Below are 20482 nucleotides of genomic sequence, written 5' to 3'. Positions count from 1 at the left end.
GCCACCTCCTCCAGGCGTTCGTCTACTCCGGGTCGGCGACCGCGACCAGCGCCGGTCGCAGCAGCCGCTCGCCGAGGAGATAGCCGCGCCGCATCACGTCGATGCAGGTCGGCTCGCTCACCTCGGCCGAGGTCAGATGGGCCACCGCCTCGTGGCGGGTGGGGTCGAACGGGTCGCCCTTGGCCCCGAAGACGGTGAGCCCGAACTTGGTCAGCGCGGCGGTGAGCTGCTCCGCCACCGCCCCGAACGGCCCGACCAGGTCGCCGTGGTCGCGCGCCCGGTCGAGGTCGTCGAGGACGGGCAGCAGCGCGCCCAGCACGTTGGCGCTGGCCTGCTCGACCACGGCCGTCCGGTCGCGGTCGACCCGCTTGCGGTAGTTGGCGTATTCGGCGGTGACCCGCTGGAGGTCCCGCGTGCGCTCGTCGAGATCGGTGCGCAGGGCCGCCAGCTCCGCGCCCAGCCCGTGCTGGTGCGTGTCGTCGGTGGTGCCCTGCGCTGCTGCCTGGTTCGGACCGTCGGTGGATCGGTGCACCGTGAACGCCTCGTCCACGATCTCCCCTTCCACCGGCTTCTCCTCTTCCGGCTCCTCGGTGGCCCCCGCCGTCACGGCCTCGTCGACCGTGACGGCTTCGTCCTCAGGGGCCTCCGGCGCGGCCGGCTTCTTGGCATCCGTCACTTCTTGTTGTCCTCGTCGATGATCTCGGCGTCGACGACGTCATCCGGGCCGTTGCCGCCGGCCTGGGCACCCGTCGCGCCCGCGCCGGTCGCACCGCCCGTGGCGCCGGCGGCGTCATCGGCGGTCTGCTGGCGCTGCTGCTCGTACAGCGCGCTGCCGGCCTGCTGCGAGACCTGGGCGAGCTTCTCGTGCGCCGCCTTGATCCGCTCGGTGTCGTTGCCGCCGAGCGCGCTGCGCAGGTCGCCCAGCGCCTCGTTCATCTGCTCGCGGGACTCGGCCGGGATCTTGTCGCCGCTCTCGGCGAGGAACTTCTCGGTCTGCCACTGCAGGGCCTCGGCCAGGTTGCGGGTCTCGGCCTCCTCGCGGCGGCGCTTGTCCTCGTCGGCGTGGTCCTGCGCGTCGCGCATCATCCGCTCGATGTCGTCCTTCGGCAGCGCCGAGCCGCCGGTGATCGTCATCGACTGCTCCTTGCCCGTGCCCAGGTCCTTGGCGGACACGTGCACGATGCCGTTGGCGTCGATGTCGAAGGTGACCTCGATCTGCGGCACGCCACGCGGCGCCGGCGGGATGCCGGTCAGCTCGAAGGTTCCGAGGCGCTTGTTGTACGCCGCCATCTCCCGCTCGCCCTGGAAGACCTGGATGAGCACGGAGGGCTGGTTGTCGTCAGCGGTCGTGTAGACCTCGGAGCGCTTGGTCGGGATCGTCGTGTTGCGCTCGACCAGCTTGTGCATGATGCCGCCCTTGGTCTCGATGCCCAGCGACAGCGGGGTGACATCGAGCAGCAGGACGTCCTTGACCTCGCCCTTGAGCACGCCGGCCTGCAGGGCGGCGCCGACGGCGACGACCTCGTCCGGGTTGACGCCCTTGTTGGGCTCCTTGCCGGTGAGCTGCTTGACCAGGTCGGTCACGGCCGGCATACGGGTCGAGCCGCCGACGAGGATGACGTGGTCGAGCTTGGCGACGTTGATGCCGGCGTCCTTGATCGCCGACTCGAACGGCACCTTGGTCCGGTCGAGCAGGTCCTGCGTCATCCGCTGGAACTCCGAGCGCGACAGCTGGGTGTCCAGGTGCAGCGGGCCGTCGGGGCCGGCGGTGATGTAGGGCAGGTTGATCGAGGTCGTGGTGGCCGCGGACAGCTCGATCTTGGCCTTCTCGGCCGCCTCGCGCAGTCGCTGCATGGCCATCTTGTCGGCCGACAGGTCGATGCCGTGCTGGCCGCGGAAGGTCTTGACCAGGTGGTCGATCACGCGCTCGTCCCAGTCGTCGCCACCGAGGTGGTTGTCGCCGGAGGTCGACTTGACCTCCACGACGCCCTCGGCGAGCTCGAGGACGGAGACGTCGAAGGTGCCGCCGCCGAGGTCGAAGACCAGGACGGTCTGCTCCTTGGAGCCCTTGTCCAGGCCGTAGGCGAGGGCCGCGGCGGTGGGCTCGTTGACGATGCGCAGCACGTTGAACCCGGCGATCTCGCCGGCCTCCTTCGTGGCGGTGCGCTGGGCGTCGTTGAAATATGCCGGCACGGTGATGACCGCGTCGGTGATCTGCTCGCCCAGGTAGGCCTCGGCGTCGCGCTTGAGCTTCATGAGGACCCGCGCGGAGATCTCCTGCGGGGTGTACTTCTTGCCGTCGATGTCGATGGCCCAGTTGGTGCCCATCTCACGCTTGACGGAGCGGATGGTCCGGTCCGGGTTGGTGACGGCCTGCCGCTTGGCGACCTCACCGACGAGCACCTCGCCGTTGCGGGCGAAGGCGACGATGGAGGGCGTCGTGCGCGCACCTTCGGCGTTGGCGATGACGCTGGGCTCGCCGCCCTCCAGGACACTGACCACCGAGTTGGTGGTTCCGAGGTCGATGCCGACCGCACGTGCCATAGCTCTATGACCTCCATGGGGCAGTCGGCGGAAGCCGCCGGCCGCGAAGTTGAGTGACTGTCACTCAATAGTGCCACGTGACTCTCGATCGTCAAGTGGAACCTTGAGTCCATCTGACGCAACTCCGGAGGGGCCGGGGTGATTCCCGGGTGTGATTGCGCACGGTGGCATCGATGCCCACGGCCATTGCATGGCGCTCAGGAGCCGCATCATGGACGATTTACCCGTGACCACACAGGGCGAGTCGGTGTCCGCCCGGTCGACGGGCCCGACCCCTTCGTCGGATGCCCCATCGTCCGGTCGTCCACCGCGCCCACGTGACGCAGACCACACAACGAACGAATCGCTGCCGGAGCGCCTCGTCGAGCTGCGCGACACGGTCCGGGCGACCCGGTTCGCGCTGCCGCTGCCCAGCGCCGAGCGGGCCGGCACCGTCGCCAAGGCGATGGTCGCCCAGCTCGACGACTACCTGCTCCCCCGGCTCGAGCGCCTCGACGCCCCGCTGCTCGTGGTCGTCGGCGGCTCCACCGGGGCCGGCAAGTCCACGCTGGTCAACAGCCTGGTCCGCACCCCGATCAGCCCGGCCGGCGTGCTGCGCCCGACCACCCGCGCCCCGGTGCTGGTCTGCCACCCGGCCGACATGTCCTGGTTCTCGCGGGCCAACCTGCTGCCGTCGCTCGCCCGCACCAGCGGCCCGAGCGGCAACACCCGCTCCCTGCAGATCGTCTCGGCCCAGGCCCTGACCCCGGGCCTCGCCCTGCTCGACGCGCCCGACATCGACTCCGTCGTGGACGCCAACCGGCAGCTCGCCGGGCAGCTGCTCGCCGCGGCCGACCTCTGGCTCTTCGTCACCACCGCGTCCCGCTACGCCGACGCCGTGCCCTGGAACCTGCTGCGCACCGCGCGCAACCGGGGCACCGCCGTCGCGCTGGTGCTCGACCGCGTGCCCGGCGGCGGGGCCGCGAACGAGATCGCCCCGCACCTGACCCAGATGCTGCAGGAGCAGGACCTGGGCGGGGTGCCGCTGTTCGTACTGCCGGAGACCCGCCTCGACAGCCAGGGCCTGCTCGGCGAGGCGCAGATCGGCACGCTGCACGACTGGCTCGGCCGGCTCGCCCGTGACGCCGACGCCCGGGCGGCCGTGGTGCGCCAGACCGTCGGCGGGGCCATCGACGCGCTCACCGTCGACGTGGTGATCCTCGCGGCCGCCGCCGAGGACCAGGTCGCCGCGGCCAAGGCACTCACCGAGGCGGTGCACGTCGCCTACCGGGCCGCCACCGAGTCGGTCGAGAAGGGCATCCACGACGGCGCGCTGCTGCGCGGCGAGGTGCTCGCCCGCTGGCAGGAGCTCGTCGGCACCGGCGACATCATGCGCGCGCTGCAGGCCCGCGTCGGCAAGCTGCGCGACCGCGCCGTGGCCGCGATCACCGGGCGCCCGGCGCCGGGCGAGCGGTTCCAGCAGGCGCTCACCTCGGGGCTCGCGATCCTGCTCAAGGGGGCCGCGACCGACGCCGCCGAGCGGGCCGGCACCGCGTGGAAGGCCCACCCGGCCGGGGCCGCGCTGCTCGAGGCCACGCCCGGCCTGGTGCACCCGTCCGACGACCTCGACGAGCGCATCGAGCGGCTCGTGCGCGACTGGCAGCGTTCGGTGCTCGACCTGGTGCGCACCGAGGCCGGCGACAAGCGCGTGGTCGCCAGGGCCAGCGCCTACGCGGTGAACGCGACAGGCCTGCTCGTGATGGTCAGCGTCTTCGCGGCGACGGCGTTCATCCCGACCGGGGCCGAGATCGCGGTCGCCGGTGGCACCACGATCGCGGCCCAGAAGGTGCTCGAGGCGATCTTCGGCGACCAGGCCGTGCGGACCCTGGCCGAGCGCGCGCGGCAGAGCCTCGCCGAGCGGGTCGCGGAACTCTTCGCCACCGAGGCCGGCCGCTTCAGCAGCGCCCTGACCGGCGCCGGCGTGGACGAGGACCTCTCGCCCCGGCTGCGCACGCTGAGCACCGACATCCACAACGCCCGCTCGGAGGTGGACCAAACGTGAGCGGTCCGGAGCGAAGCGGAGGGGCCGCGATCAATGGACGCAGCCTGTCAGGCTCGGGCCGGCGCCGGCCCCTGTGCGAGGCGGAGGTGACGGCATGAGCCTGGTCGAGCGGGTGAAGCAGATGGTGCCGCGGCAGCCCGTCAACGCCGATCGGCTGGTCGGGCGGGTCGAGGCGCTGCACCGGTTCGTCGTCGCGGCCGAGGGCCACGTGCCGGAGGACCGGCTCGTCACCGCCCGCACCGTGATCGACCGCTCCGGCGAGCGGCTGCGTCTGTCCCGGGCCCACACCGTCATCGCGCTGGCCGGGGCCACCGGCAGCGGCAAGTCGAGCCTGTTCAACGCGGTCTCCGGGTTCCAGCTGTCGCGGGTCGGGGTACGCCGCCCGACGACCGGCGTCGCGCACGCCTGCGTGTGGGGCCAGGCCGGCGCCGGCCCGCTGCTCGACTGGCTCGGCGTGCCTCCGAACCGGCGGTTCACCCGCGAGAGCGCGCTGGACGGCGACGACCAGGCGGCCCTGCGCGGCCTCGTCCTGCTCGACCTGCCCGACTTCGACTCGGTGCTGGAGCAGCACCGCCTGGAGGTCGACCGGCTGCTGCGCCTGGTCGACCTCGTGGTCTGGGTGCTCGACCCGCAGAAGTACGCCGACCGCGTCGTCCACCAGCAGTACCTCGCCCAGTTCCAGCACCACCGCGACGTGACCGTGGTCGTGCTCAACCAGGCCGACCGGCTCAACCGGGCCGACGCCGAGCGCCTCGTCGCCGACCTCGGCCGGCTGCTCGAGGAGGACGGCCTCGGCGGGGTGCCGGTGTTCGCGACCTCGGCCAAGGGCCAGCCCGGCCTCGGCGCCCTGCGGGGCGCGCTGGAGCGGGCGGTCGCCCAGCGGCAGGCCGCGCTCCTGCGCCTCAACAGCGATGTCACCGACGCGGTCGCCGACCTGCAGCCGCTGGTCGGCACCGGATCAAAAGCTTCTGCGGCGGTACCGCAGCAGACCGTCAACCGCCTCTCCGGCGCGCTCGCCGAAGCCGCCGGCGCCCCGATCGTGGCCGCGGCGACCGAGCGCACCTACCGGTACCGGGCCACCGCCTCCCTCGGCTGGCCCCTGCTGCGCTGGGCCCGCCGCCTGCGGCCCGACCCGCTCAAGCGCCTGCACCTGGAGGCCGGGCCGGTCGTGGCCCCCGACGCCAGCTCCCTGCCGGAGTCCACCGCCGCGCAGAAGGCCGCGGTGACGCTGGCCGCCCGCGAGGTCGCCGCGCAGGCCGGCGGCGGGCTGCCGGAGCCGTGGCCGACCGCGATCACCACCGCGTCGCGCTCGCGGGTCGACGACGTGCCCGACGCGCTCGACGTCGCCGTCGCCTCCGCGGATCTCGGCCTGTCCCGCCGGCCCGCCTGGTGGCGGCTGATCGGCGCGCTGCAGTGGCTCGGCGCCGCGACCGCCCTGGCCGGGCTGGTCTGGCTCGCCGTGCGGGCCGTGTTCGCCCTGCTCGGCCTGCCCAACGTCAGCGGGCCCACCGTCGGCTCCGGGGTTCCGCTGGCCACCGTGCTGCTCGGCGGCGGGCTGCTGTTCGGGCTGCTGCTCGCCGTGGTCGTGCGCCCCTTCGCCGCCATCGCCGCGCGCCGCGCCCGGGCCCGGGCCGAACGCCGGATGCGCAGCGCGATCGCCGGGGTCGCCCGCACCCACATCGTGGCGCCGGTGGAGGAGGTGCTGCGCTCGTACGATGACGCGCGTGAAGCCCTCGCCGCCGCCGCGTAAGCTCCTCCGCCCCGTCCGCCGGCTGGGCTTCGCCGCCCTGGGCCTGGTCAACCTGGTCTGGGGCGCGTGGGCGGTCGCGGCCCCGCACCACTTCTTCGACACCTTCCCGGGCTTCGGGCTGCACTGGACGGCGTCGTACCCGCCGTTCAACCAGCACCTCACCGTCGACCTCGGCGCCACCATGCTGACCCTGGCCGTCCTGTTCGCCGGCGCCGCGATCGCCGACCGGCCCGCGGTCAGCTGGCTCGTCGGGGTCGCCACGGCCGTCTTCGGCACGCTGCACTTCGGCTACCACGCCCTGCACGCGGGCCACATGGGCACCGCCGACCGCGTGATGAGCCTGCTGAGCCTGATCGGCGGAGCCGTGCTCCCTCCGGCCCTCGCCGCGAGCCACCATCTGGAAGAGTCCGAATAATGGACCTGCAGTACCTGCGGGAGCACCCGGCCCAGCTGCCCGTCTTCATCAAGCACCAGCGCATCCGCGAGACGCCGGTGCCGGGCGGCTCGATCTGCACGGCCCAGCGGCTGACCCTCGACGACGGCGGCTCGATCTTCGCCAAGTCCCTCACCGACCCGCCCCCGGGGTTCTTCGCCGCCGAGGCCGCGGGCCTGCGCTGGCTGCGCGCGGCCGGCGCCGCGCGGGTGCCCGAGATCATCGCCGAGCTGCCGGACCTGCTGGCCCTGGAGTGGATCGACCACGGCGAGGCGACCCCGCAGGGCGCCGAGGAGCTCGGACGGGGGCTGGCCGGCCTGCACCGCGCGGGCGCCGACGCGTTCGGGGCGCCCTGGCCCGGGTATATCGGCACGCTCCCGCTGCCCAACGAGCCCTCGGCGCGGCCCTGGGGCGAGTGGTTCGCCGAGCACCGCCTGCTTCCCTTCCTGGAGGCGTCGACCGAGGCGCTGACCCGCGACGACATCGCCGCGGTCGAGCGGGTGATGAGCGGCATCGCCGGCTACGGCGGGGACGAGCCGCCGTCGCGCATCCACGGCGACCTGTGGCCCGGCAACGTGCTGTGGGACCGCGGCGGCCGGGGCTGGCTCGTCGACCCGGCCGCGCACGGCGGGCACCGCGAGACCGACCTGGCGCTGCTCGGGCTGTGGGGCGGGGTGGTGCACCACGACCGGCTCTTGGCGGCGTACCGCGAGGCGTGGCCGCTGGCCGACGGCTGGCCGGAGCGGGTGCCGCTGCACCGCCTGTACCTGATGCTCGTGCACACCGCGCTGTTCGGCGCGTCCTACAGGGACGCCGTCCGGGCCCTGCTTCGGGCGCTCTGAACCGGGTACCGTTCGATGCATGACTCCATCGGCATCGCAGGAACCCCCCGGGGCCGGTCTGGGTGACCGGTTCGGGCGCGTGGCGACCGATTTGCGGGTCTCACTGACCGATCGGTGCAACCTGCGCTGCACCTACTGCATGCCCGCCGAGGGCCTCGACTGGCTGCCGAACCCGTCGCTGCTCACCGACGCCGAGATCGTGCGGCTCATCGACGTCGCCGTGCACCGCCTCGGCGTCACCGAAGTCCGCTTCACCGGCGGCGAGCCGCTGCTGCGCCGCGGGCTGGTCGAGATCGTCCGGGCCGTCGCCGGGCTGACCCGCCGCCCGCGCATGATGCTCACCACCAACGGCATCGGCCTCGCCCGCCTCGCCGAGCCGCTGGCCGCCGCCGGGCTCGACCGGGTCAACGTCTCGCTCGACACCACCGACCCGGCCCAGTTCAAGGCGCTCACCCGCCGCGACCGGCACGCCGACGTGGTCGCCGGGCTCGCCGCGTCCGCCGCGGCCGGGCTGCTGCCGGTGAAGATGAACGCGGTGCTGCTGCGCGGGGTCAACGACGACGAGGCCGTGGGCCTGCTCGCGTTCGCCCTCGAGCGCGGTTACGAGCTGCGGTTCATCGAGCAGATGCCGCTCGACGCGGGGCACACCTGGCGGCGCGAGGAGATGGTCACCGGGGCCGAGATCCTCGCGGCCCTGCGCTCGGCCTACACGCTGCGGCCCGACCCCGACGCGCGCGGCGGCTCGCCGGCCGAGACCTGGATCGTCGACGGGCACGCCGCGGTCGGCGGCGGCCCGGCCCGGGTCGGGGTGATCGCCAGCGTGTCGAGCCCGTTCTGCGGCGCCTGCGACCGGACCCGCCTGACCGCCGACGGCGCGATCCGCTCGTGCCTGTTCAGCCAGGAGGAGACCGACCTGCGCGGCGCGCTGCGGGGCGGCGCCGGCGACGAGGAGCTGGCCGACCTGTGGCGCAAGGCGATGTGGGCCAAGCCGGCCGGCCACGGCATCGACGACCCGAAGTTCCTGCAGCCCGCCCGGCCCATGTCTGCCATCGGAGGATGACCGAGTTGCTGCTCGTCCGCTACTTCGCGGGGGCCCGCGCGGCCGCCGGCGTGCCCGAGGAGAAGGTCGAGGCCGCGACCCTGGCCGACCTGGTCGCGACGGTGACCGCCGGCCGGCCGCGTCTCGCCGGCGTGGTGACCGCCTGCTCGTTCCTGGTCGACGGCACCGCCTGGCGGGACCGGGACGCCGCCCTGCCCACGGCCGCGACGGTCGACGTGCTGCCCCCGTTCGCGGGCGGCTGAGCCGGTGATCGCCGTCCTCCTGGTGGTCGTGCTCATCGTCGTCGGGGGCATCCACTGGTACCTCTGGAAGCGCCTGGTCAGGGACACCACCCGCACCCGCCGCGCCCGCATCATCGGCTCCGTGATCGCGGTGCTGCTGGCCCTGGTGATCCCCGCGACCCTGGCGCTGTCGCGGGCCCTGCCGCACTCGCGGCAGGCGATCGTGGCCTGGCCCGGCTTCCTCTGGCTCGCGCTGATGTTCTACCTGCTGGTCACGCTGCTGATCCTGGAGGTACCGCGGCTGGCGATACGCCTCTGGGCGTACCGCTCCCGCCTGGGTGAAGCCGCCCCCGCCGTCCCGGACGGTGACGTCGAAGAGAGCACCGCGTTCGCCGCCGAGCCGCCGCCCGCGCCCATCGCGGCCGATCCGGCCTTCGACACGGGGCGGCGCCTGCTGCTCGGCCGGTCGCTCGCCGTCACCGCGGGCGTGCTGTCCGCGAGCGCCGTGGGCATCGGGGTGTACCAGGCCATGAGCGCCCCGAACCTGAAGCACGTCCCCATCCGGCTGGCCAAGCTGCCCGCGAGCATGGACGGCTTCCGCATCGCGGTGGTGTCCGACATCCACCTCGGCCCGCTGCTGGGCCGCTCGCACACCGAGCGCATCGTGCGAATGATCAACTCGGTCGACGCGGACCTCGTCGCGGTCGTCGGCGACCTGGTCGACGGCAGTGTCGCCGAGCTCGGCGCGGCCGCCGAGCCGCTGCAGGACCTGCGCGGCAAGCACGGCAGCTTCTTCGTCACCGGCAACCACGAGTACTTCTCCGGCTACCAGGAGTGGGTCAACGAGGTGAACTCGCTCGGCGTGCGGGTCCTGCGCAACGAGCGCGTCGACGTGCTCGGCCTCGACCTCGCCGGGGTGAACGACCTCAGCGGCAAGGACGTCGGCGACGGCCCCGACTTCGGCAAGGCGCTCGACGGCCGCGACCCCGCCCGCCCCGTGGTGCTGCTCGCCCACCAGCCGATCCAGGCCCACGACGCGGCCCGGCACGGCGTCGACCTGCAGCTGTCCGGGCACACCCACGGCGGGCAGATGGTGCCGTTCAACCTGCTCGTGGGCCTGCAGCAGCCGATCGTGGCCGGCCTCGGCACGGTCGACGGCACCCAGGTCTACGTCACCCGCGGCGCCGGCTTCTGGGGGCCGCCCGTCCGCTTCGGCGCACCCCCGGACATCTCGATCGTCGAGCTCCACGGCGCGTAGCGGGCGACGCGTGGGGCTGCTGTGACAGGATGCAGCGTGCCTTCGAACGCCGCTACCGACTCGTTCGTCGCGGACCTGCACATCCACTCGAGGTACTCCCGGGCGTGCAGTCGTGACCTCAGCATCGAGACGCTCACCGGGTGGGCGCGGCGCAAGGGCATCGCCCTGCTCGGCACCGGCGACTTCACCCACCCGGCCTGGTTCGACCACCTGCGCGAGGCGCTGGTGCCGGCCGAGCCGGGCCTCTACCGCCTGCACCCCGACCGCGAGGCCGACATCCTGCGCCGGCTGCCGGCCCGCCTCGGCGGGGCCGATGTCGCCGCGCGGTTCATGCTGTCCGTCGAGATCTCCACGATCTACAAGCGCGGCGACCGTACCCGCAAGGTCCACCACCTGATCTACCAGCCCGACTTCGACGCGGTCGCCCGCTTCAACACCGCGCTCGGGCGGATCGGCAACCTCGGCTCCGACGGCCGCCCGATCCTGGGCCTGGACTCCCGCGACCTGCTGGAGATCACCCTGGAGGCGAGCCCGGACGGCTTCCTCGTCCCGGCGCACATCTGGACGCCCTGGTTCTCCGCACTCGGCTCCAAGTCCGGCTTCGACGCCATCGCCGACTGCTACGCCGACCTCGCCGAGCACATCTTCGCCGTGGAGACCGGCCTCTCCTCCGACCCGGAGATGAACTGGCGGGTGTCGTCGCTGGACCGGTACCGGCTGGTGTCCAACTCCGACGCGCACTCCGCGCCGGCGCTGGCCCGCGAGGCGACGCTGCTGCGCGGCGACCTGTCCTACCTCGGCGTCCGCGACATGCTGCGCACCGGCGAGGGCCTGGTCGGCACGCTCGAGTTCTTCCCCGAGGAGGGCAAGTACCACGCCGACGGCCACCGCGCCTGCGACGTGAACTGGCCGCCGGCCCGCACCCGCGAGGCCCAGGGCCGCTGCCCCGAGTGCGGCAAGCCGCTCACCGTCGGCGTGCTGCACCGGGTCGAGGAGCTCGCCGACCGGCCCGAGGGCTTCACGCCACCCGGCGCGCCCGGGGTCACCCACCTGATCCAGCTGCACGAGATCCTGGGCGAGATCAACGGGGTCGGTCCGAAGTCGAAGACCGTCGACGAGAAGCTCGCGGCCCTGGTGGCGGAGCTCGGACCGGAGCTGTCGATCCTGCGCTCGGTGCCGGTCGAGGATGTGGCCCGGGCCGGCGGCGAGCTGCTCGGCGAGGCCATCGCGCGGCTGCGGCGCGGGCAGGTGCGGCGCACGCCCGGATACGACGGGGAGTACGGCGTCATCAAGCTGTTCGACCCCTCCGAACTGCGCGTGAGCGCCCACGAGGACGTTCTGTTCGAGGTACCGATGCCGGCTCTGCCCAAGCAGCGCAAGGCCGAGCCGGCCCCCAAGGCCCAGCCCCGGCGGCGGCGGAACGGGCCCGCGGAGGCCGCCCCGCCGCCCCCGCCGATCGCCCCGCCGCCCTCGCCGCACGAGCCCCTCGAGCCGATGCTCGCCGGGATGGAGGAGGTCGGCACCGGGCTGCTCGACCGGCTCGACGCGCTGCAGCGGGTCGCGGCCTCGGCGCCCGGCGGCCCATTGCTCATCGTGGCCGGCCCCGGCACCGGCAAGACCCGCACGCTTACCCACCGGGTCGCGTACCTCTGCGCCGAGCTGGGCGTCTACCCGGAGGAGTGCCTGGCGATCACGTTCACCCGCCGGGCCGCCGAGGAGCTGCGCGAGCGGCTCGAGGGGCTGCTCGGGCCGGTCACCGAGGCGATCACGGTCTCCACGTTCCACGCACTGGGCCTGTCCGTGCTGCGCGAGAACGCGGCCGCGGCCGGGCTCACCTCGCAGTTCCGCATCGCCGAGGACGCCGACCTGCTGGCCGCGCTCGAGCCGCTGAGCGAGCGGGAGGCGCGCCGGGCGCTCGCGGCGATGGAGCCCTCGACCCGGGAGACGCTGGCCAAGGCGCTGCGGGCGCGCGACCTGGTGTCGCTGGACGAGCTGCTCACGCTGCCCGTCGAGCTGCTGCGCGAGACGCCGGCGCTGGTGGAGCGGTACCGCGCGCGCTGGCGGTGGATCTTCGTGGACGAGTACCAGGACGTCGACCCGGTGCAGTACGAGCTGCTGCGGCTGCTGTGCCCGCCCGGCGGCAACCTGTGCGCGATCGGCGACCCCGACCAGGCGATCTACTCCTTCCGCGGCGCCGAGGTCTCCTTCTTCCTGCGCTTCGCCGCCGACTTCTCCACGCGCGAGGTCGACGCCCGGGTGGTCCGGCTGACCCGCAACTACCGCTCGTCGGCGCCGATCCTGGCCGCCGCGGTGCAGGCGATCGCCCCGACCACGCTGGTGCCGGGGCGGCGGCTCGACCCGGCCCGGCTCGACCTCGAGGCCCCGATCGTCGGCTTGTACCCGGCCGCGTCCGTCGCCGACGAGGCCGACTTCGTCGTGCGTACCGTCGACGAGCTGGTCGGCGGCCTGTCGCACCGCTCGCACGACGGCCGCGTCGACTCCCGCGCCGCCGTCGGCGCGATGTCGTTCTCGGACATCGCCGTGCTGTACCGCACCGACGCCCAGGCCGCGCCGATCGTCGACGCGCTGAGCCGGGCCGGCGTACCCGTGCAGAAGCGCTCGCACGACCGGCTGCTGGACCGCCCCGGGGTCGCCGCCATCGCCCGGGAGCTGCGCTACGCCGACGGCCTCGGCGGCTCGATCGCGGCCCGCGTCCGCCTGGCCGGCCAGGTCGTCGCCGGCCGTTGCGGCACGCTGGACAGCGACCTGATGGCCCTGGGCGAGGCCGACGTGTGGAACGCCGTCGACCTGATGACCCCGCTCGCGCGGCGGGCCGGCGCCGACCTCGAGGAGTTCCTCGGCGCGCTGGCCACCGGGGCCGAGGTCGACGGCTGGGACCCGCGCGCCGACCGGGTGAACCTGCTGACCCTGCACGCCTCGAAGGGGCTCGAGTTCCCCGTCGTGTTCCTGGTCGGCGTCGAGGACGGCCTGCTGCCGCTGCGGCCCTTCGCGGGCGCCCAGCAGACCGGCGACGACGTCGCCGAGGAGCGCCGGCTGTTCTTCGTCGGGCTCACCCGCGCCCAGGACCGGCTGTTCGTGTCGCACAGCCGCAGCCGTTTCCGCTACGGATCCGAGCGCGAGATGGCGCCGTCCCCGTTCCTGGCCGCGATCGACCCGGGCCTGCTGGAGCGGCGTGGTCCGGCGGCTCCGCGCCGGCCCAAAGATCGACAGCTGCGCCTGATCTGAACTCTTTTTGGCGTGGATCCGTGAGGTCAAGGGGGCATGGGGGAGAGCTACCGTTGCTGCATTGACGCCGATAGGCTCACCAAGCCGACCACCGGCCGCAGGACCAGGAGGACATCATGTCGGGTTACGGACCGCCGGGCGGACCGTACCAGGGTCAACCTCAGGACCCATGGGGGCAGGGCGGTCAGCCGGATCCCTATGGCGACCAGGGCCAGGGCCAGCAGCCTTCGTGGGGCCCGCCGCCGGACCAGAACCCAGGCCAGGGCGGAGGACGCCAGGGCGGCGGTGGTTACGGCCCGGGCGGGGGCGGCTACGGCCAAGGTGGCGGCTACGGCCAGGGCGGCGGTGGTGGCGGTGGCTACGGTGACCGCGGCTACGGCGAGCCCAACACCGGCTACGGCAACCAGGGCTATGGCAACCAGGGGTACGGCAACCAGGGCGGCTACCCCGACCAGGGGTACGACGACCGGCGCGGCGGTTACGACGACCGCACCTACCAGCAGCCCGGCGGCGGCTACCAGCCCTACGGCAACGAGCCCGGCTACCGGGACGAGCCGCAGTGGGGCCCGCCCCCGGAGCCGGAGGAGAAGAAGCGCTCCGGCGGCACGGTCGCGCTGGTCGCGATCCTGGTGCTGCTGCTGCTCGGTGGCGCCGGCGTCGGCGTGTACTACTACGTCCTGAAGGACAAGAAGACCGACACGAGCAACCCGCCGGCGGCCCAGTCCTCGGGCAAGCCCGGCGCCTCCGCCCCGGCCGCCGGCAACGGCGGGCAGTCGGCGCCGCCGAGCGCAGCGCCGTCGGCCAGCAAGCCCGGCGTGCAGGCCGGCGACGCGGCCTCGGTCCAGGTCGGCGAGTGCCTCAAGAACGTCGGCACGAGCAACGACAAGCCGCAGATGCAGAAGGTCCAGTGCGGGCCGGGCGCCTACGAGGTGCTCAAGCGCATCCCTGGCACGACCGACAAGAACAAGTGCGAAGGCACCCCGGGCTACTCCCACAACTACTTCTTCGACAGCCCGGTCGACGCCAACGACTTCGTGCTCTGCCTGAAATTGCGCAGCTGAGCTGCGGTTTTACCGAAGGCCCGGGTCCTCGCCCGGGCCTTCGGCGTTTTCGGGCCCCCTTGCGACGGGGCCCCGAACGGGTGTAGTACATTAGTTCGAGCCAGCCATCGAACGCGTGTTCGGTAAGCTTCGATGGTGCCTTATAGGGCTTTCTTGTGTGCGCGCTAGAAAGCCGTAGATGTTCCACGACGACACGCCGTAGAGGTTCCTCTACGCGGTTCTAGCCTGCGCGCTAGAAAGCCCGATACTGTGCGATTCGTGGACCCGGTTCGCAATCCTTATGCGCCCGGCGCCGGTCAGCGCCCGCCCGAGCTCGCCGGCCGCGACCGTGAGCTGCACGCCTTCGAGGTCGTGCTGGAGCGCGTGGCGCGTGGGCGGCCCGAGCGGTCGCTCATGCTCACCGGACTGCGGGGCGTCGGCAAGACGGTGCTGCTCAACACCCTACGCTCCGAGGCCATCTCGCACCTGTGGGGCACCGGCAAGATCGAGGCGCGGCCCGACCAGTCGCTGCGCCGCCCGCTCTCGGCCGCCCTGCACATGGCCATCCGCGAGCTGGCCCCGCACCACCGGGCGCCCGACCGGATCGACGAGTTCCTCGGCGTGCTCAAGGCCTTCGCGCTGCGCGAGGACCCGCGCAAGCCACCCTCCAAGCTGCGCGACCGCTGGCAGCCCGGCATCGACGCGCCCGCCGCGGTCGGCCGGGCCGACTCCGGCGACATCGAGATCGACCTCGTGGAGCTGTTCACCGACGCGGCGAGCGTGGCCACCGACGTGGGCACCGGGGTCGCGCTCTTCATCGACGAGCTGCAGGACCTCGGCGTCGACGACATCTCGGCCCTGTGCGCGGCCTGCCACGAGCTGTCGCAGACCGGCGCCCCGCTCATCGTGGTCGGGGCCGGGCTGCCGCACGTGCCGGCCCTGCTGTCGGCCTCGAAGTCCTACTCCGAGCGCCTCTTCCGCTACCAGCGCATCGACCGCCTCGACCGGATCGCGGCCGACCTGGCGCTCACCGCGCCGGCCGAGCGCGAGGAGGTCGAGTACGAGGCCAAGGCCCTCGACGCGCTCTACGAGGCCTCCGGCGGCTACCCGTACTTCGTGCAGGCCTACGGCAAGGCGACCTGGGACCACGCGCCGCGCTCGCCGATCACCGCCGCCGACGTGCGCGTCGCCGCGCCCGAGGCCGAGGCGGAGCTGGCGGTGGGGTTCTTCGGCTCCCGCTACGAGCGCGCGACCCCGGCCGAGCGCGAGTACATGCGCACGATGGCCACCCTGCTGCCGGCCGTGGACGTGTCCGAGGCGGTGCCGACCGCGGAGATCGCCCGCGCCCTGGGCCGCAAGCCGGCGAGCCTGTCGCCCGCCCGGGACGCCCTGATCAAGAAGGGCCTCATCTACTCCGGCGAGCGGGGCACGGTCGCCTTCACGGTGCCCCACTTCGCCCGCTACCTGCGGACTCAGCCCGCCGAGTGACGGGCTTCCGCCCCTTCACGATCCCGCCCGCTCCACGATCCCGCGCAGGTCCCGGTGCTCGATCGCGGCCGCCATCAGCTCCGGGAACACGTCCGGCGTGCAGGCGAACGTCGGCACCCCGAGCGCGGCCAGCGCCGCGGCGTTCTCCCGGTCGTAGTCGGGCGCGCCCTCGTCGGACAGCGCCAGCAACGTGATGACCTGCACCCCGGCCGCCGTCATGGCCGCGACCCGCCGCAGCATCTCCTCGCGCACGCCGCCCTCGTACAGGTCGCTGATCAGCACGAAGATCGTGTCCCGGGGCCGGCTGATGAGCTGCTGGCTGTAGGCGATGGCCCGGTTGATGTCGGTGCCGCCGCCGAGCTGGGTGCCGAACAGCACGTCGACGGGGTCGCTGAGCCGGTCGGTCAGGTCGACCACCGCGGTGTCGAACACGACGAGCGACGTCTTCAGCGAGCGCATCGAGGCCAGCACCGCCGCGAAGACACCTGAGTACACCACCGACGCCGCCATCGACCCCGACTGGTCCACGCAGAGCACGACGTCGCGCTGCACGGCCTGGGCCCGCCGCCCGTACCCGATCAGCCGCTCCGGCACGATCGTGCGCCGGTCGACCTGGTAGTGCTTCAGGTTCGCCCGGATCGTGCGGTTCCAGTCGATGTCGTGGTGCCGCGGCCGGTTGATCCGCGCCGCCCGGTTGAGCGCCCCGCTCAGCGCGGTCCGCGTCGGCTGCGCGATGCGCCGCTCAAGCTCGGTCACCACCTTGGCCACCACCTTGCGGGCGGCCCGCTTGCTCTTGTCCGGCATGACCCGGTTGAGCGAGAGCAGCGTGCCCACCAGGTGCACGTCGGGCTCGACGGCGTCGAGCATCTCGGGCTCCAGCAGCAGCCGGGTCAGGTTGAGCCGCTCGATCGCGTCGGCCTGCATGACCTGTACGACGGTCGACGGGAAGTACTGCCGGATGTCGCCCAGCCACCGCGCGACCCGCGGCGCCGAGGCCCCCAGCCCCGCGCCGCGCTGGGTGGGCGCCCCGTCGTCGCCGTGGTCGTAGAGCGCGCCGAGCGCCGCGTCGACCGCCGCGTCGGTCCCGGTCAGGCCGTAGCCGGTGCCCTCCGCCCCGGGCGCACCACCCAGGGCGAGCCGCCACCGCCGAAGCCGCTCGTCGCCGTCGTTGTCGTTGTCGTTGTCGTTGTCGTTGTCAGCGTCGTCAGACATGCAGCTCCCTTCCCAGCAGCCGCGCCGCCACCGGCAGCAGCAGCGCGCCCCGGGCCGCGTCGATCTCGTCGTCCGCGCCCGCCCCCGGCCGGCCTGTGCCGATGTTGGCCGCCCGCTCGCCGATCATGCGCCGCTGCGGCGCCGGGTAGCCGCTGAACGTCCGCCGCAGCAGCGGCAGCACCTCCACGAACGCGTCGGCCGGTATGCCCGTCAGCCAGGCGTCGACCAGGGCCAGCAGCCGCTCGTCGTGCACCAGCAGCAGCCCGTCGCCGGCCAGGAACCCCTCGATCCAGGCCGCCGTGCGGGCCACCGGCACCCCGACGGTGAGCACGAGCGCCATCCGCGCCCCGATCTCGTCGACGTCGACCGCGCCCGCGTCCAGCAGCAGCCGGTTCATCCGCCCGGTGAGCAGGCCGTGCAGGTCGTCCCGGGTGGACAGCCCGGCCAGCACCGCCTGCCAGCGCGCGTGTGCCTCGGCGTCGTCGACCAGCGCGAGCGCGCCCTGCACCCCGTCGATCCGGTCGCGCATGACCGCCGCCGCGGTGTCGTCGAGCCCGCCGACCGCCGCTGGCAGCCCCACGCAGATCCGGGTGATCATCCCGAGCGTGACATCCCGCAGTGCGGAGAAGTCGGTGCCGCGCACGTCGCCGTACCGGAGTGTCCGGGCCAGCGCCGGCAGCGCGTCCATCAGGTGGGCGACGTCGGCGTCGAGGGCCATCCGCTCGTCGAGCGCGTCGAGCACCCCGGGCAGCGCGTCCGGCAGGTCCGCGAGCAGGCACCGCTCCACCAGCGCGGTCACGTCGGCCAGGGTCGCCGCGCTCGCGGCCTGCTCGGCGACGCGGGAGGTGGCGGCCTCGAGCACCGTGGTGCCGTACACCCCCGCCTCCACCAGGTCCACCGCGAACTCCGGCTGCCAGGCGATCTCCCACTCCTCGCGGAAGGTGCCCTTGCCCTTGGCCGCGGCCAGCACCTTGCCCCACTCGACGCCGAGCAGCCGCAGCCGGTGCAGCAGCCGGCTGCGATCCAGGTCGAAGGCCTGACGCAGGTCGAGCTTCAGCTCCCGCCGCTCGACCCGGGGCGGCAGCCGCAGCCGTCGCTGGCTGCCGGCCACGTCCCGCGCGATCGGCACGCCGGGCGTCCGGTCCGGCACCCGCCCGAGCCGGTCGCCGACCACGAGCCGCCGGTTGATGAGCGCGAGCCGCAGGTCGTCGCCGTCGCAGAGCACCGCGTGGGCCGCGTCGGTGACCTCGGCCAGCCCGGCCAGCGGCCGCCCGCGCATGGTCGCGAGCGCGTCGGCCAGCCGGGTCGCCTCGATGACGTGCGCGCTGGACACCGGCACACCGTCCTTGCGCAGCACGCCCGCCGCCCGCACCAGCCAGCGCTCGATCACGTGGGCGTCGACGGAGGTGAAGAGGTGGTGGTACCAGCCGGGCGAGCGCACCCCGGCGCCGTACCCCTGCCAGGACGCCAGCCGCGCGTGCGTCCACGGCACCCAGGTCATCGCGACCTTGATCTTCGGCAGCCCGCGCACGACCGCGTTGTCGGCGGCGGCGGTGGGCAGCGGCCCGGTCAGCGCCGGCACGTGCCAGGCCCCGCACACGACGGCCACGCGCTCGAACTCCTTGAGCGCCGTGCGCAGCCCGATGCGCATGTACGCCTCGCGCCGCTCCTCCTCGACCCGCTCGGCCTCGCCCGGCACCGGGGCGTGCGCGCGCACGACGGTCATGGCCTCGGCGATGGCCGCGAACGGCGATTGGTCGAACCGGTGCTCGACAACGTCCTCCCACCAGCGCTCGGGATCGTCGTACCCGGCCGCCTCCGCCAGCGCCCCGATCGGGTCGAGCCGCACCGCGTCGTCGCCGGGCCTCGAAGCCGCCTGCGGGGCCGCCAGCCGGACCGCCGCGGGCATGTCGATGAACCGCACCGGCACCTCGCGCGCCACCGCCCACCGGATCGCCTGCCACTCCGGCGAGAACTCGGCCAGCGGCCAGAACGAGGCGCGCAGCTTCGGGTCGGGGTTGTCCGCCGGGTACGCCAGCAGCGCCACCGGCGCCCGCATGTCCTCGTCGCCGGCGAAGGGCACGAGCGCGTCGGCCTCCGGCGGCCCCTCGATCAGCACCACCTCGGGCTGGAACTCGGCCAGCGCCCGGCGCACCGCCCGGGCCGATCCCGGCCCGTGGTGGCGCACTCCGAGCAGCAGCGGCTCACTCGCCACGGCGGGCCGCTCGGTAGAAGTCGCGCCAGCCCTCGCGCTCGCGGACCACCGTCTCCAGGTACTCCTGCCAGACCACCTGGTCCGAGACCGGGTCCTTGACCACGGCCCCGAGGATGCCCGCGGCCACGTCGCCCGCCCGCAGCACCCCGTCGCCGAAGTGCGCGGCGAGCGCCATGCCGTTGGTGACCACCGAGATCGCCTCGGCGGTGGACAGGGTGCCGCTGGGCGACTTGAGCTTGGTCCGCCCGTCCTCGGTGACCCCGTTGCGCAGCTCCCGGAACACGGTGACGACGCGCCGGATCTCGTCGACGGCCGGCGGCAGCTCGGGCAGCTCCAGCGCCTTGCCGAGCGCCGCGACCCGCCGGGCCACGATGTCGACCTCCTCCTCGACGCCCGACGGCACCGGCAGCACCACGGTGTTGAACCGCCGCCGCAGCGCGGACGAGAGCTCGTTGACGCCGCGGTCGCGGTCGTTGGCGGTCGCGATGACGTTGAAGCCCTTGCGCGCCTGTACCTCCTGCCCGAGCTCCGGCACCGGCAGCGTCTTCTCGGACAGGATCGTGATCAGGGTGTCCTGCACGTCGGAGGGCACGCGGGTCAGCTCCTCGATCCGCGCGATCCGCCCGTCGGCCATCGCGCGCAGCACCGGGCTGGACACCAGCGCGGCCCGGCTCGGCCCCTCGGCGAGCAGGCGGGCATAGTTCCAGCCGTACCGGATCGCCTCCTCGGGCGTGCCCGCGGTCCCCTGCACCAGCAGCGTCGAGTCGCCGCTGATCGCCGCCGACAGGTGCTCCGACACCCAGGTCTTCGCGGTGCCGGGCACGCCGAGCAGCAGCAGCGCCCGGTCGGTGGCGAGCGTGGCGACGGCGACCTCGATGAGCCGCCGCGGCCCGACGTACTTCGGCGTGATCACGGTCCCGTCCGCCGCCTCGCCGCCGAGCAGGTAGGTGACCACGGCCAACGGCGAGAGCCGCCACCCCGGCGGCCGCGGCCGCTCGTCGCCGGCCGCCAGCGCGACGAGCTCGGCCGCGAACTCCTCCTCGGCGTGTCGCCGCTGCACGGTCTCGGCAACGGGCGCCCCGTCGACGTGGGCGGCGGTGACATCGACTGTGCTGGTCACGCGGACTCCTGG

15 protein-coding genes are annotated in these 20482 nt (G+C 73.6%); 10 read left to right on the top strand and 5 right to left on the bottom strand.

The window, feature by feature from the left end; all coding sequences use genetic code 11:
* Positions 1-22: 22 nt before the first annotated feature.
* Positions 23-676, bottom strand: coding sequence for a nucleotide exchange factor GrpE (gene grpE / locus AB0B76_RS02945; protein WP_360368258.1), 654 nt, complete (start codon positions 674-676; stop codon positions 23-25).
* Positions 673-2544: a molecular chaperone DnaK gene (gene dnaK / locus AB0B76_RS02940; protein ID WP_360368255.1), complete on the bottom strand. Its 1872-nt coding sequence runs from the start codon at positions 2542-2544 to the stop codon at positions 673-675. The genes grpE and dnaK overlap by 4 nt, the downstream gene beginning before the upstream one ends.
* A 346-nt stretch (positions 2545-2890) precedes the next feature.
* On the opposite strand from dnaK, the gene AB0B76_RS02935 reads away from it, so the two are divergent.
* The 10 genes from AB0B76_RS02935 to AB0B76_RS02890 all read left to right on the top strand — a co-directional run bounded on the left by AB0B76_RS02935 (position 2891) and on the right by AB0B76_RS02890 (position 15923).
* Entirely contained in the window at positions 2891-4585 is a 1695-nt protein-coding gene (locus AB0B76_RS02935; protein WP_360368741.1) for an ABC transporter, read from the top strand.
* 94 nt (positions 4586-4679) lie between these two features.
* A complete protein-coding gene (locus tag AB0B76_RS02930) occupies positions 4680-6335 on the top strand; it encodes a GTPase (RefSeq protein WP_360368252.1) in 1656 nt (551 codons plus the stop codon).
* A complete protein-coding gene (locus tag AB0B76_RS02925; protein WP_360368249.1) occupies positions 6310-6750 on the top strand; it encodes a hypothetical protein in 441 nt (146 codons plus the stop codon). Before AB0B76_RS02930 ends, AB0B76_RS02925 begins: the two co-directional genes overlap by 26 nt.
* Entirely contained in the window at positions 6750-7610 is an 861-nt protein-coding gene (locus AB0B76_RS02920; protein ID WP_360368246.1) for a fructosamine kinase family protein, read from the top strand. Before AB0B76_RS02925 ends, AB0B76_RS02920 begins: the two co-directional genes overlap by 1 nt.
* 19 nt (positions 7611-7629) lie before the next feature.
* Positions 7630-8670 (top strand): GTP 3',8-cyclase MoaA, encoded by a 1041-nt coding sequence (gene moaA, locus AB0B76_RS02915; RefSeq protein ID WP_360368243.1) that lies wholly within the window; start codon positions 7630-7632, stop codon positions 8668-8670.
* A complete protein-coding gene (locus tag AB0B76_RS02910; RefSeq protein ID WP_360368240.1) occupies positions 8667-8912 on the top strand; it encodes a MoaD/ThiS family protein in 246 nt (81 codons plus the stop codon). The genes moaA and AB0B76_RS02910 overlap by 4 nt, the downstream gene beginning before the upstream one ends.
* Positions 8913-8916: 4 nt before the next feature.
* Positions 8917-10149, top strand: a complete 1233-nt coding sequence (locus AB0B76_RS02905) for a metallophosphoesterase (protein WP_360368237.1) — start codon at positions 8917-8919, stop codon at positions 10147-10149.
* 36 nt (positions 10150-10185) lie between these two features.
* Positions 10186-13395 (top strand): UvrD-helicase domain-containing protein, encoded by a 3210-nt coding sequence (locus tag AB0B76_RS02900; RefSeq protein ID WP_360368234.1) that lies wholly within the window; start codon positions 10186-10188, stop codon positions 13393-13395.
* Positions 13396-13511: 116 nt separating this feature from the next.
* Positions 13512-14456, top strand: a complete 945-nt coding sequence (locus tag AB0B76_RS02895) for a hypothetical protein (RefSeq protein WP_360368231.1) — start codon at positions 13512-13514, stop codon at positions 14454-14456.
* 258 nt (positions 14457-14714) lie between these two features.
* Positions 14715-15923 carry an ATP-binding protein gene (locus AB0B76_RS02890; protein ID WP_360368228.1) on the top strand — a complete coding sequence of 403 codons (1209 nt, stop codon included), beginning with the start codon at positions 14715-14717 and terminating at the stop codon, positions 15921-15923.
* 15 nt (positions 15924-15938) lie between these two features.
* Here the strand turns inward: AB0B76_RS02890 and AB0B76_RS02885 are convergent, their stop codons facing one another.
* From AB0B76_RS02885 to AB0B76_RS02875, 3 genes are read right to left on the bottom strand one after another with little or no spacing between them, the layout of a single operon-like run.
* Entirely contained in the window at positions 15939-17135 is a 1197-nt protein-coding gene (locus tag AB0B76_RS02885) for a VWA domain-containing protein (RefSeq protein ID WP_360368225.1), read from the bottom strand.
* Positions 17128-19350, bottom strand: a complete 2223-nt coding sequence (locus AB0B76_RS02880) for a DUF5682 family protein (protein ID WP_360368223.1) — start codon at positions 19348-19350, stop codon at positions 17128-17130. Before AB0B76_RS02880 ends, AB0B76_RS02885 begins: the two co-directional genes overlap by 8 nt.
* Positions 19340-20470, bottom strand: a complete 1131-nt coding sequence (locus tag AB0B76_RS02875) for an AAA family ATPase (RefSeq protein ID WP_360368220.1) — start codon at positions 20468-20470, stop codon at positions 19340-19342. The genes AB0B76_RS02880 and AB0B76_RS02875 overlap by 11 nt, the downstream gene beginning before the upstream one ends.
* Positions 20471-20482: the final 12 nt, after the last annotated feature.

The sequence above is a fragment of the Dactylosporangium sp. NPDC049140 genome, assembly GCF_040648435.1.
This window is presented reverse-complemented; position numbering and strand designations above follow the sequence as displayed.